General features: G+C 73.8%; 7 protein-coding genes. 2 read left to right on the top strand and 5 right to left on the bottom strand.

All coding sequences use genetic code 11. The features are described from left to right. Positions 1-90 precede the first annotated feature (90 nt). Together ACH4DZ_RS29300 and ACH4DZ_RS29295 are read right to left on the bottom strand one after the other, a co-directional pair. Complete coding sequence (locus tag ACH4DZ_RS29300; protein ID WP_398290391.1) at positions 91-285, bottom strand: acyl-CoA carboxylase subunit epsilon; 195 nt, start codon at positions 283-285, stop codon at positions 91-93. 14 nt (positions 286-299) lie between these two features. After that, the gene (locus tag ACH4DZ_RS29295; protein ID WP_398290390.1) at positions 300-1,934 is read right to left on the bottom strand and encodes an acyl-CoA carboxylase subunit beta; all 1,635 of its coding nucleotides are present in this window, start codon (positions 1,932-1,934) and stop codon (positions 300-302) included. A 194-nt stretch (positions 1,935-2,128) separates the two neighbouring features. On the opposite strand from ACH4DZ_RS29295, the gene ACH4DZ_RS29290 reads away from it, so the two are divergent. Together ACH4DZ_RS29290 and ACH4DZ_RS29285 are read left to right on the top strand one after the other, a co-directional pair. Further along, the gene (locus ACH4DZ_RS29290) at positions 2,129-2,905 is read left to right on the top strand and encodes a thioesterase II family protein (RefSeq protein WP_398290652.1); all 777 of its coding nucleotides are present in this window, start codon (positions 2,129-2,131) and stop codon (positions 2,903-2,905) included. Further along, positions 2,902-8,667, top strand: a complete 5,766-nt coding sequence (locus ACH4DZ_RS29285) for a type I polyketide synthase (RefSeq protein WP_398290389.1) — start codon at positions 2,902-2,904, stop codon at positions 8,665-8,667. The genes ACH4DZ_RS29290 and ACH4DZ_RS29285 overlap by 4 nt, the downstream gene beginning before the upstream one ends. On the opposite strand, the gene thiO is transcribed toward ACH4DZ_RS29285, so the two are convergent. Genes thiO through ACH4DZ_RS29270 form a run of 3 tightly spaced genes read right to left on the bottom strand, consistent with a single transcriptional unit; the run spans position 8,632 to position 12,527 of the window. Then, positions 8,632-9,756, bottom strand: coding sequence for a glycine oxidase ThiO (gene thiO, locus ACH4DZ_RS29280; RefSeq protein ID WP_398290388.1), 1,125 nt, complete (start codon positions 9,754-9,756; stop codon positions 8,632-8,634). The two genes, ACH4DZ_RS29285 and thiO, sit on opposite strands and share 36 nt — an antisense overlap. Before the next feature lie 46 nt (positions 9,757-9,802). Further along, positions 9,803-11,932, bottom strand: a complete 2,130-nt coding sequence (locus ACH4DZ_RS29275) for a type I polyketide synthase (protein WP_398290387.1) — start codon at positions 11,930-11,932, stop codon at positions 9,803-9,805. A gap of 19 nt (positions 11,933-11,951) precedes the next feature. Continuing rightward, complete coding sequence (locus tag ACH4DZ_RS29270) at positions 11,952-12,527, bottom strand: FcoT family thioesterase (protein WP_398290386.1); 576 nt, start codon at positions 12,525-12,527, stop codon at positions 11,952-11,954. Between the last annotated feature and the right edge of the window lie 7 nt (positions 12,528-12,534).

Genomic DNA, 12,534 nt, shown 5'->3' with positions numbered 1-12,534 from the left:
TCGGCAGCCCGTACGTTCCTCACCCGCCACAGCCGGGCGATGGCGGGAAGTTGAACGTCCGCCGCCCGCCGTCCGGACGTTTGGCGCAGGTCAGCGTGAGGTCCAGGCCCGGGGTGTCCGGTAGGCCCGGGTCTGCGCCCAGCGCGGGCTCCCGGCTGTGCGGGCCGGCTCGTCGGGAGCGGCGCGGTCGGCGCGTCCGTGCACCACGGCGAGCACGGCCGCCACCTCCTCGTCGGTGGGCGTTCCGCGTACGAAGGTCAGCAGCGGGATCTCGGGAGTGTCCATGGTCTTCTCCGCCGTCACATCGGGAGGTTGCCGTGTTTGCGGGAGGGGAGCCGCGCGTCCTTGGAGCGCAGCATCGCCAGCGCGTCCACCAGCACCGCGCGGGTCTCGGCGGGGTCGATCACGTCGTCGACGAGCCCGCGCTGCGCCGCGTAGTAGGGGTGCATGAGCTCCTGCCGGTACTCCTTGATGCGCTGGGCCCGGACCGCCTCGGGGTCGGGGGCGGCGGCGATCTCACGCCGGAACACCACGTTCGCCGCGCCCTCGGCGCCCATCACGGCGATCTCGTTGGTCGGCCAGGCGAACGACAGGTCGGCGCCGATGGATCGTGAGTCCATCACGATGTAGGCGCCGCCGTACGCCTTGCGCAGGATCACCTGGACGCGCGGCACCGTCGCGTTGCAGTACGCGTAGAGCAGTTTCGCGCCGTGCCGGATGATGCCGTCGTGTTCCTGGTCCGTGCCCGGGAGGAAGCCGGGTACGTCGACCAGTGTCACCAGCGGAATGTTGAACGCGTCGCAGGTCTGCACGAATCGCGCCGCTTTTTCCGAGGCGTGGATGTCGAGTACTCCGGCCATGGCCGCGGGCTGGTTTCCGACGATTCCGACGACATGCCCCTCGAAGCGCGCGAATGCGCAGATGATGTTCGTGGCCCAGCGGGAATGCGTCTCGAAGAATTCACCGTGATCGACGATCTCCTCGATCACGGCACGCATGTCGTACGACCTTTTCGGGTCCGGTGGAACGATGTCGAGCAGCGCTTCGGAACGCCGTTCCGGCGGGTCGTCCGCGAGAGCGACCGGCGGCAGTTCGCGGTTGTTGGACGGCAGCAGGGAAAGCAGGTACCGGACCTCTTCGAGGCATTCCCTCTCGCTGTCGCAGACATGGGTGGCGGCTCCGGAGACCGAGCCGTGCACCTGCGCGCCGCCGAGCTGCTCGTGGGTGACGTCCTCGCCCGTGACCGCTCTCACGACGTCCGGGCCGGTGATGTACATCTGCGAGGTGTCGCGGACCATGAACACGAAGTCGGTGAGCGCCGGGGCGTAGGTGGCGCCTCCGGCGCACGGCCCGAGGATCACGCTGATCTGCGGTATCACTCCCGACGCGCGAACGATCCGGCGGAAGATCCCGCCGTAGCCGGCGAGCGCGGTGACGCCTTCCTGGATGCGTGCCCCGGCACCGTCGTTCAGGCTGACCAGGGGTGCGCCGGCCGCCTCGGCCAGGTCCATCACCTTGTGGATCTTCTCCGCGTGCGCCTCGCCGAGGGAGCCGCCGAAGATGCGGAAGTCATGGGCGTAGACGAACACGGTCCGGCCCGTCACCTTGCCCCAGCCGGTGACCACGCCGTCGGTCGACGGGCGCCGGTCCTGCAGGCCGAACCCGGTGGCGCGGTGTCTGCGCAGCTGCTCGATCTCGCGGAAGGTGCCCGGGTCGAAGAGCAGGTCCAGCCGTTCACGGACCGTCAGTTTGCCGCGGGCGTGCTGCTGCCCGGTCGCGCCCGGCGAAGGGCCCCGCTCGGCCTCCGCCCGGGCCTGCAGCAGTTCGGCGACGCCCGAGCGCATGTCGGGCGGCCCTTCGTCCGCCCCGGCGGCCGGGCCCGGAACGTCCTCCGTGCCCTTCACATCCGCCGATTCCCCCGCGACCATGGTCATACAGTTTCTCCTCGCCGGTTACCGAGGCCGAAAGCGGCCAGGAAAAGATCCGGACAGCCTCAAGGTCTCCCAGCCTTCGGCGCCGGTTCAAGAACTCCCGGCTTTCTTAGGGGAGGTTAGGGGTTGGGTTGAATTGCCGGTGACGGCATCATGATCGAATGCCCGCTCTGCAGCCCGCAGGAGAGATGAACGCCATGACGCACTCGCTCGTCGACAGCAACGCATGGGTCCGGCGCTTCCGGCCGGCCCCGGACGCCGGAGCCCGGCTGGTGTGTTTTCCGCACGCCGGTGGCGCGGCGAGCTTCTATTTCCCCGTGGCCCGGACACTGCATCCGCGGGTGGATGTGCTCGCCGTCCAGTATCCGGGGCGCCAGGAGCGGCGTTCCGAGAAGCCTCTCACCGACATCGCGACCCTGGCGGACCTGAGTTTCGCGGCGCTGCGGCCCGTGCTCACCGGGCGGCCCGTCCTGTTCGGACACAGCATGGGAGCGGTCGTCGCGTTCGAGGTGGCCCGGCGGATGGAGCGCGAGGACGGTGTCTCACCCGCCGCGCTGGTGGTGTCGGGACGGCGGGCACCCTCGCGCCGCCGGGAGGAGTCGGTCCATCTGCGCTCCGACGAGGGCGTGATCGCCGAACTGAAACTGCTGAACGGCACCGACAACTCCCTCCTGGACGACGAGGAGTTGCTGCGGATGTTCCTCCCCGCCCTGCGCGCCGACTACCGCGCCGTCGAGACCTACGCGTACACGCCCGGTCCCCCGCTCGGCTGCCCGGTCACCGTGTTCACCGGCGACCGGGACCCGCAGGTGACGATGGACGAGGCGCTGTCGTGGCGGGAGCACACCACCGGGCCGTTCGATCTGGAGGTCTTCGAGGGCGGCCACTTCTACCTGAGCTCCGATCCCGCCACGACCCTGGACCGGCTGGAGTCGGTGCTGCGCGCGCACGGCACGGGCCCCGCGGCGTCATGACCGTCGAGGAGGGCGAGCCGATCGCGATCGTCGGCATGGCGTGCCGGCTCCCCGGGGCGCCTTCCCCGGCCGCGTTCTGGACACTGCTGCGGGACGGCGCGAGCGCGATCACCGAGGTCCCGGACGGCCGCTGGGACCCGGCCGCCCCGGGGCTGGACCGGCCCGGTCTGCGCCACGGCGGTTTCCTCGACGACATCGACGGGTTCGACGCCGGCTTCTTCGGGATCTCACCGCGCGAGGCCACGACGACCGACCCCCAGCAGCGGCTCATGCTGGAGCTGGCCTGGGAGGCGCTGGAGGACGCCGGGATCGTACCGGCGAAGCTGCGGGAGAGCCGCACGGCGGTGTTCGTCGGCGCGATGTCGAGCGACTTCGCCGCCCTCGTCCAGGATCCCGTCGACATCACCCGGCACACCCTCACCGGTGTCCAGCGCGGCATCATCGCCAACCGCGTCTCCTACACGCTGGGGCTGCGCGGTCCGAGTATGACGGTGGACTCCGCGCAGGCGTCCGCGCTGGTCGCCGTGCATATGGCCGCCGAGAGTCTGCGCACCGGCCAGGCGGAGTTCGCGCTCGCCGGCGGGGTGAACCTCAACCTCGTCCCCGAGAGCGCCGCCGCGGTCGCCGGGTTCGGCGGGCTGTCCCCCGACGGCCGCTGCTTCACCTTCGACGCGCGGGCCAACGGTTATGTGCGGGGCGAGGGCGGCGGAGCTGTCCTGCTCAAGCCGCTGGCGCGGGCGCTGGCCGACGGCGACCCCGTGCACGCGGTGATCCGGGGCAGCGCCGTCAACAACGACGGAGCCACCGACGGGCTGACCGTGCCGAGTCCCGCCGCGCAGTCCGAGGTGATCCGGCTGGCCTGCCGCCGGGCGGGCGTGGCCCCCGAGGCGCTCCAGTACGTCGAACTGCACGGCACCGGCACCCGGGTCGGTGATCCGCTGGAGGCCGCGGGCATCGCGGGCGCGCTCGGTGACGCCGCGTCCAGAGCGCCGGTGCACGTCGGTTCGGCCAAGACGAACGTGGGCCACCTGGAGGGGGCCGCGGGCATCGTCGGCCTGATCAAGGCGGCGCTGAGCGTCACGCACGGGGAGATCCCCGCCAGTCTCAACTTCGAGACTCCCCACCCCCGTATCGACCTGGACCGGCTGGGGCTGCGCGTGCAGCGCGAGCGCGGTCCCTGGCCCCGGCCCGGCGAGCCGCCGCTGGCCGGGGTGAGTTCGTTCGGGATAGGCGGGACGAACTGTCATGTCGTGCTCGGCGCCGCCCCGGACGGACCGGCGGGCGCCGTGCGGGCCGAGCGGACCGAACCCGGTGCCCGTCCCGTCCTGTGGACACTCTCCGGCCGGACGCCCGGGGCCCTGCGCGCGCAGGCCGCGCGGCTCAAGGCGCAGCTGGTGGGCGGGCCGCGGTCCCCCGGCGACGTCGGCTGGTCGCTGGCCACCGGCCGCACGCACTTCGAGCACCGCGCGGCCGTCCTCGGCACCGGCGAGGACGCGCTCCTGGACGGCCTGGACGCCGTCGCCACCGGCCGTGACGCCCCCGGTGTGTTCAGGGCGACGGCCGGGAACCCCGGCGGCGTCGTGCTGGTCTTCCCGGGCGGGAGTCCGGTGGAGACCGGGACGACACGCGAACTGATGGCCCTGTCACCGGCGTTCCGCACGGCGGTGGACGTCTGTGCCGCCGCGCTCGACACCCGTACCGGCTGGTCCCTGACGGACGTCCTGGACGGAGCCCCGGGGGCCCCGCGGCCGGACCGCGACGACGTCGCCGGGCCGGTCCGGTTCGCCGTCGCCGTCGCGCTCGCCCGGCTGTGGGAGTCCCTGGGGATTCGTCCGGAGGCCGTCGTGGGCGACGCCGAGGGGGAGGTCGCCGCCGCACATGTCGTCGGGGCACTGACCGTCGAGGACGCCGCCCGGATCGTCACGGCCCGCGCGCAGGGCGCGGCGCCCGGCCCGGTCGCGCCCCGGCCGTCCGCGGTCGCGTTCCACTCGTCCGTCACCGGCGGTGTCCTGGACACGGCCGCTCTCGACACGGCCTACTGGTCGCGCCGCCTCCACTCGCCCTCGCGGACCGACGACGTGATCCGTGCGCTGGCGCGGACCGGGCACCCCACGTTCCTGGAGGTGAGCCCGCGGGCCGTGCGCGGCGCGGACGACTGGCGGACGCTGCTGGGCGGTGACGGCCCCGCGGCCGTCGTCCGTGCGCCGCTGCATGGCGAGGCCGTTCGGTCCTCGCTCCTCGAAGCGGTCGCCGCACTGCATGTGCGCGGTCACGTGGTGTCCTGGTCCGGTGTGTTCGCCGCGCGCGACCCCCGCCGTGTGCCCCTTCCCACCTACGCCTTCCAGCGGGAACGGCACTGGCCGTCGCGGGAGCGGACCGTGCCCGCGACGCCGCCCGCCGAGCCGCGCGCCGAGTCGCCCGCCCGGGAGCGGCAGGGCGATCTGCTGGACCTCGTCCGGGCCCACTCGGCCGCCGTGCTCGGGCACATCGGCGCGGAGGCGGTCGACGCGGAGAAGACGTTCAAGGACCTCGGCGTCGACTCGATGCTGGCGGTCGAGCTGAGCGAACGGCTCGCCGCCGCGACCGGTCTCCCGGTCCCCGCGACCATCGTCTACGACCACCCCACGCCCGCCGGGCTCGCCGTCCACCTCACGGAGCGCCGGGGCCCTGGCAGAAGCACCGACAGCCGGCCCCTCGCGGCGACGGCGGACGGCGACCCGGTCGCGATCGTGGCGATGGGCTGCCGCTACCCCGGCGGCGTCGGCTCCCCGGGCGAGCTGTGGAACCTGGTGACCACGGGCACGGACGCCATCTCCGACTTCCCCGCCGACCGCGACTGGGACCTCGACGCCCTGTACGCCCCCGAACCGGGCACCCCCGGCCGGACCTATGTGCGGCGCGGCGGTTTCCTCGACGGGGCCGACGGGTTCGACGCGGCGTTCTTCGGGATCAGCCCGCGGGAGGCGACCTCGATGGACCCGCAGCAGCGGGTGCTGCTGGAGGTCGCCTGGGAGACGCTGGAGCGGGCCGGAATCGATCCGGGCACGCTGCGCGGCAGCGGCACCGGCGTGTTCGTGGGCGCGACGGCCCAGGAGTACGGGCCCCGGCTCCAGGACTCCTCCGAGGGCCTCGGCGGTTATCTGCTCACCGGTGGCTCACCGAGCCTGGTCTCCGGGCGCATCGCCTTCACCCTGGGCCTTGAGGGGCCGGCGGTGACGATCGACACGGCCTGCTCGTCCTCGCTCGTCGCGCTGCACCAGGCGGCCCAGTCGCTGCGGCAGGGCGAGTGCTCGATGGCGCTGGCGGGCGGCGTCGCCGTGATGGCCACCCCCGGCATGTTCGTGGAGTTCAGCCAGCAGCGCGGCCTGGCTCCCGACGGCCGGTGCAAGCCCTTCTCGGCCGACGCGGACGGCACGGCGTGGAGCGAGGGCGCCGGCCTGCTGCTGCTGGAACGGCTGTCGGACGCCGAGCGCAACGGTCATCCCGTGCTCGCGGTGCTGCGCGGCAGCGCGGTGAACCAGGACGGCGCCAGCAACGGGCTGACCGCGCCCAGCGGCCCGGCCCAGCAGCGGGTGATCCGTCGGGCGCTCGCCGCCGCCGGGCTGGACGCCGCCGACGTGGACGCGGTCGAGGCGCACGGCACCGGCACCGCGCTCGGCGACCCGATCGAGGCCCAGGCCCTCATCGCGACGTACGGACAGGGCCGGGACCGGCCGCTGTGGCTGGGGTCGCTGAAGTCCAACATCGGGCACGCGCAGGCCGCCGCCGGGGTGGGGGGCGTCATCAAGATGGTGCTGGCGATGCGGCACGGCCTGCTCCCCCGCACGCTGCACGCCGGCACCCCGTCCCCGCACGTCGACTGGTCGCGGGGGAAGGTGGCCCTGCTCGACCGGGCGACGCCGTGGCCGGAGACCGGGCGGGCGCGCCGGACGGCGGTCTCGTCGTTCGGCATCTCGGGCACCAACGCGCACGTCGTCCTCGAACAGGCTCCGGTGCGCCCGCAGACACCGCGCACCGGCACGACGCCCCTGCCGTGGCCGCTCTCGGCCAGGTCCGAGGAGGCGCTGCGCGTCCACGCGGCACGGCTCCACCGGTTCATCAGCGGGCGGCCCGGTCTGGACGCGGCCGACATCGGTTACACCCTCGCCGGCCGCACCGGGTTCGAACACCGTGCGACGGTGTTCGGCGAGAGCCGCGACGAACTGCTCGCCGGTCTGCGCGCCCTGGCCGACGGCCGGCCGTCCGAGGCGGTCGGCGAGGCCGCGGACGGTGGGCCACCCGCCTTCCTGTTCACCGGCCAGGGCTCCCAGCGCCCGGGCATGGGCCGCGAGCTGTACGCGACGTATCCGGCGTTCGCGGAGGCGTTCGACCAGGTCTGCGCACACATCGACCCTCATCTGGAGCGCCCGCTCAAGAGCGTGGTGTTCGCCGAGCCCGGCACTCCCGAGGCGGCGGCCCTGCACCGGACGCAGTACACCCAGCCGGGACTGTTCGCGCTCCAGGTCGCCCTGTTCCGGCTGCTGGAGTCGCTGGACGTCACACCGGGCCATCTGCTCGGCCACTCGCTCGGCGAGGTGAGCGCGGCCCATCTCGCCGGTGTGTTCCCGCTGTCCGACGCGTGCGTCCTCGTCGCGGCGCGGGCCCGCCTCATGCAGGAGGCGCCCGCGGGCGGCGCGATGGTCTCGATCCAGGCCGGTGAGGACGAGGTGGCCGCCTCGCTGCCGGGCGGGGTGTCGGTCGCGGCGGTGAACGGGCCGAGGGCGACCGTCGTCTCCGGCGACGAGGACGCGGTCCTGGCCGTCGCCGCCCACTGGGAGGAACGCGGCGTCAGGACACGGCGGCTGACGGTCAGTCACGCTTTCCACTCCGCCCACATGGACGGGATGCTGGAGGAGTTCCGGCGCGTCGCCGAGACACTCACGTTCCGGCCGCCGGCGATCCCGGTCGTGTCCAACCTCACCGGTGCCGTCGCCGGACCCGAGATCACGACGCCCGACTACTGGGTCCGGCAGGTCCGCGGGGCTGTCCGGTTCGGGCAGGGGGTGCAGACGCTGCGGGCCGAGGGCGTGAGCACCTGTCTGGAGCTCGGGCCCAGCGGGGTGCTCTCCGCCCTGGCGCAGACCGTGCCGGCCGGACCCGGGGGAGAGGCGGCCGTCGCGGTCCTGCTTCCGCTGCTGCGCCCGGGCCGCTCCGAGGCCCACACACTCACGGCCGCCCTCGCCCGGGCCCGGGCGAGCGGGGTGAACTGGGGCGCCGCGGGAGACGTACGGCTGGTGGAGCTGCCGACCTATCCGTTCGAGCGGCGGCGGTACTGGCTCCGGGCCCCTGCGCCGGCGGGCAGCGCGGCCGGGCTCGGTCTCGACGACGCGGGGCACGCGCTGCTGTCGACCGCGACCGAACTGCCCGACGGGAGCCACCTGTTCACCGGACGCATCTCGCTGGCGGCCCAGCCGTGGCTGGCCGACCACATGATCCTCGGCACGGTGCTGCTGCCCGGTACGGCGCTGGTGGAACTGGCGATGCACGCGGCGGGGGCGACCGGCTGCGACGAGATCGAGGAACTGGTGCTGCACACCCCGGTCACGTTCGCCCCGGAGGGCGCGGTCCTGCTGCAGCTGGTGACCGGCGCGGCGGACGGAACGGGCCGGCGGCCGGTCGTCGTCCGCTCGCGCCGCCAGGAGGAACCCGCGTGGACACGCAACGCGGAAGGAACGCTCGCGGGCGCGCTAGTGGGCGCCGACTCCGTCCCCGCGTACGGGTGAGAACGGCCGGACGGTGTCGGGGAGTTCACCGCCGGACAGCACCGCGGCGAGCGCGTCCGCGGTCACCGCGCACAGTTGCACCCCGATGCGGAAGTGCCCGGTGGCGAGCAGCAGGTCCGGGACGGACGTGGCGCCGATCAGCGGGCGGTCGTCCGGCGAGCCGGGCCGCAGCGCGGCGCTCACCTCGGCGAACGCCAGACCGGTGACCCCGGGCAGTACCGCGCGGGCCTTGTCGAGGAGTTCGGCGAGGCCGCCCGCGGTGACGGTGGTGTCGTAGCCCAGCTCCTCGTAGGTCGCGCCCACGACCAGTTCGCCGTCGGCGCGCGGCACCAGGTACACCGCCGAGCCGCCGCCGAGGCCCCGGGTGGTGCGGTTGAGGAACGGCTCGTCGGAGCGCAGACGCAGGATCTGTCCCTTGACCGGCCGGATCTCCGGGACGACACCGGGCGGCAGGCCGCCGAGCAGATGGGTCCAGCAGCCGGCCGCGAGGACGGTACGGTCACCGGTCACCGTGCCGCCCCCGGCGAGCCGTACGCCGGTGGCGCGGCCCTCGATCAGCACGTCGGTGACCCGGTCGGTGACGAGCGTGCCGCCGAGCCGCTCGATCGCGGCCAGGAGCGCCGCGGTCAGCCGCCGGGGATCGATCGCCCCGTCGTCGGGGGCGAGGAGACCGCCGCGCACCGACGGGGCGAACCTCGGTTCGTACGCGCGGCATTCCTCGGCGGTGAGGACCTCGGTCCTGATTCCGTGCGCCTGATGGAAGCGGTGCGCGCGGTCGAGGTCCGCCAGGGCGTCCGTGTCGAGGGCAACGTCCAGGACGCCGTCGCGGCGGTGTCCGGTGGACCGGCCGGACACCTCCTCCAGTTCCGCGACGAACGAGGGATAGCGGTCGCGGGAGGCCAGGTACAGCCGCCGGAGGGGTTCGTCGTCGTAGAGCTGTTCGTTGGCGGGCGGGAGCATGCCCGCCGAGGCGTACGACGCCCGGCTCGCGGGCTCGGGGTCCACGACGGTGACGGCCAGTCCCCGGGCGAGCGCCCGCCATGCCGTGGCGAGGCCGATCACTCCGCCGCCGACGATCACTGTGTGCATGTCCGGTCCCTTCGTCGGGTGGGCGGCCCGCCCCGCGGGCCGCCGGTCAGGCGAGCCGCCGCGCGAGGTGCCCGGCCAGCTCGGCGGGGCTCGGGTAGTCGAAGGACAGGGTGACCGGCAGGCGCAGTCCGGTCGCGGTCGCCAGTCGGCGGTTCAGCTCCAGGTTGGTGAGCGAGTCCAGGCCGATCTCCCGGAACTCCAGGCCCGGGTCCACTCCGTCGGGTGCCCGGTGGCCGAGGACGGCGGCGACCTCCGCGCGGACGAACTCCAGGACGGCGGCGTCACGTTCGGCCCCGGGCAGTCCCGCGAGCCGCTCGCGCAGCGCCTCGGCCTCGGCGGGCCGCCCGGCCGGGGTCCCACCGGGTGCCGGGGCGGCCAGGTCCCGGAGCATCTCTGGGAGGAACCCGGCGCCTCGGCGCAGCGCCTCGTCGTCCAGCCTGACAGGGGCGAGCGCGGGCTCCGTCCGGGAGAGGGCCGCGTCCAGCAGGGCGAGGCCCTGGGCGGCGGACAGGGGCGCCAGTCCGTTGCGGCGCATCCGGGCGAGGTCGGCGGTGCCCAGTTCCGCGCCCATGCCGTCCGCCCACAGGCCCCAGGCGAGCGAGACGCCGGGGAGGCCGATGGCGCGGCGGCGGTGCGCGAGGGCGTCCAGGAAGGTGTTGGCGGCGGCGTAGGCGGCCTGGCCCGCGCTGCCGATCAGCCCGGACACCGACGAGAACAGGATCAGGTCGCAGTGGGTCAGCTCGTGCAGGTTCAGCGCCGCGTTGGTCTTGGGGCGCAGTACGCGTTCGACCTTGCGCGGAGTGAGTTCGGCGACGGTGCCGTCGTCGACGGCACCCGCGGCGTGCACGACGGTGGTGAGCGGATGCAGGTCGGGGACGCTCGCCAGGACGCGCTCCAGGGCGGCGCGGTCGGCCGCGTCGCAGGCCACGACCCGTACGTCCGCTCCGAGTCCGGTCAGTTCCGCCGCCAGCTCACCGGCCCCGGGGGTGGCGGGGCCCCGGCGGCCGAGCAGCATGAGGCGGCGGACACCGTGGCGGCGTACGAGGTGGCGGGCCACGAGGGCGCCCAGGGCGCCCAGGCCGCCGGTGACGAGGACGGTCCCCCCGGTGTCGGGGCGGCGCGCGGGTGTCGCGGGCGGGCAGCGGACCAGGCGCGGGCGCGACAGACCGCCGTCACGGACGGCGAGCTGGGGCTCCCCCGCCTCCACGCCGGACACCAGGGCGCCGCCGAAGGACTCGACGTCGTCCACGTCCACCAGGTGGAATCTGCCCGGGTGTTCGGACTGGGCGGCGCGCACCAGGCCCCACACGGCGGCGCCGGCGAGATCGGGCACGTCCTCTCCGGTACGTGCCGCGGCGGCGCCCCGGGTGACGAAGACCAGGCGGGCGCCGCCCAGCCGTTCGTCGTCGAGCCACTCCTGCACCAGGACGAGCGCTCGCTGTGTCGCGGCACGCGCCTCGGCGCTCTCGTCGGTGCAGGAGACCACGACGATGTCGGGGACGGTGTCGCCGTCGCGCAGTCCGGCGTCCAGGTCGCGCAGCGAAGGGTAGCTCCCGGGCTGTCGGCCGGCTGCCTTCAGGGCGCCGGTCACGCCGAGGTGGTCGGTGCCGAGGAAGGCCCAGTGCGCTGCCGTCGCCGCTTCGTCGGACGGCACCCGCACGGTGTTCCAGGTGACGCGCAGGAGGGTGCCGCCCTGGCCCTCGCGGTCGAGCTGCTCGGCGGTGACCGGGCGGAACGCGAGGGAGCGGACCGCGGCCACCTCCCGCCCCTCGGTGTCGGTGAGGGTCAGCGACACCGCGTCCTCGCCGCTCGGCACCAGGTGCAGACGGACGTGGCGGGCGCCGGAGTTCCGTATCCGCACCCCTCGCCAGATGAACGGCAGCAGCAGTGTGTCCCGCCGGTCCTCGGACGGCAGCAGCGCTCCGTGCAGGGCGCCGTCGAAGAGAGCGGGGTGCAGAAGGTAGGAGGCGGCGGCGCCGGTCGCACCGTCCAGCGCGATGTCGGCGAAGATCTCGTCGCCCCGCCGCCAGGCCGCGCGCAGCCCACGGAACGCGGGGCCGTACTGGTATCCGCGTGCGGCGAGCAGGGCGTACAGGTCGTCGGTGCGGACCGGGACGGCCCCGGCGGGCGGCCAGGGTCCGGCGGCGGAGGGGACGTGGTCGGCCGGGTCGTTCATCGCATCTCCCGCGTGCTGGTCAGGGACCGCTCTGCGGCGGATTGAGGATCGCGACGGTGACCTCGCCGTGGCTGTCGCCGCCCCGGTCGTCCCAGTAGCGGCACTTGGTGCGGATCACCACGAGGGCGTCGCGGATGTCGCTGCCGTCCCACTCGGCGACGTCGGCTATCTCGATCTCGCCGTGGAACAGGCGTGCGCCCATCGGCCGGCGGAACGTGCTGCGGAAGTCGGTGATGAGGATGTCGCCGAGCTGGCGGGCCCAGAAGTCGTCCATCGTCCAGCGCGCGAACGGTTCCAGCACGTTCTCCCGGACGGATTTCGCGATGAGGTAATAGAACATCTGGTTGTAACAGATGTTGAACTCGACCGAGTTGAAGTGTCCGGTGTCGTCGATGTAGCACGACTCGGGGATCTGGAAGGTGCAGACGGCGCCGACCCTGTGCTGGCCGTCGGGGCCGGTGTCCACGCCGACCACGGCCGACTTCAGGTATTCGCAGTTCTTCGCCCGGTAGGGGCGCAGCACCTGGGACAGCAGATCCTCGTCGGTGGGGTGGCGCAGCCCCGGGTCGGCCGTGCGGTCCATCGTTTCCGCCATTGCCGGT

The organism is Streptomyces sp. NPDC017991 (genome assembly GCF_044328075.1).
In the GTDB taxonomy this organism is placed as follows: Bacteria; Actinomycetota; Actinomycetes; order Streptomycetales; family Streptomycetaceae; genus Streptomyces.
Note: the sequence above shows the minus strand (reverse complement) of the source record. Positions and strands in the feature narration are given on the sequence as shown.

Bases quoted from the DNA above. Each gene is read 5' to 3' on its own strand.
- ACH4DZ_RS29300 (WP_398290391.1), bottom strand. From the start codon at position 285: ATGGACACTCCCGAGATCCCGCTGCTGACCTTCGTACGCGGAACGCCC.
- ACH4DZ_RS29295 (WP_398290390.1), bottom strand. From the start codon at position 1,934: ATGACCATGGTCGCGGGGGAATCGGCGGATGTGAAGGGCACGGAGGAC.
- ACH4DZ_RS29290 (WP_398290652.1), top strand. From the start codon at position 2,129: ATGACGCACTCGCTCGTCGACAGCAACGCATGGGTCCGGCGCTTCCGG.
- ACH4DZ_RS29285 (WP_398290389.1), top strand. From the start codon at position 2,902: ATGACCGTCGAGGAGGGCGAGCCGATCGCGATCGTCGGCATGGCGTGC.
- thiO (WP_398290388.1), bottom strand. From the start codon at position 9,756: ATGCACACAGTGATCGTCGGCGGCGGAGTGATCGGCCTCGCCACGGCA.
- ACH4DZ_RS29275 (WP_398290387.1), bottom strand. From the start codon at position 11,932: ATGAACGACCCGGCCGACCACGTCCCCTCCGCCGCCGGACCCTGGCCG.
- ACH4DZ_RS29270 (WP_398290386.1), bottom strand. From the start codon at position 12,527: ATGGCGGAAACGATGGACCGCACGGCCGACCCGGGGCTGCGCCACCCC.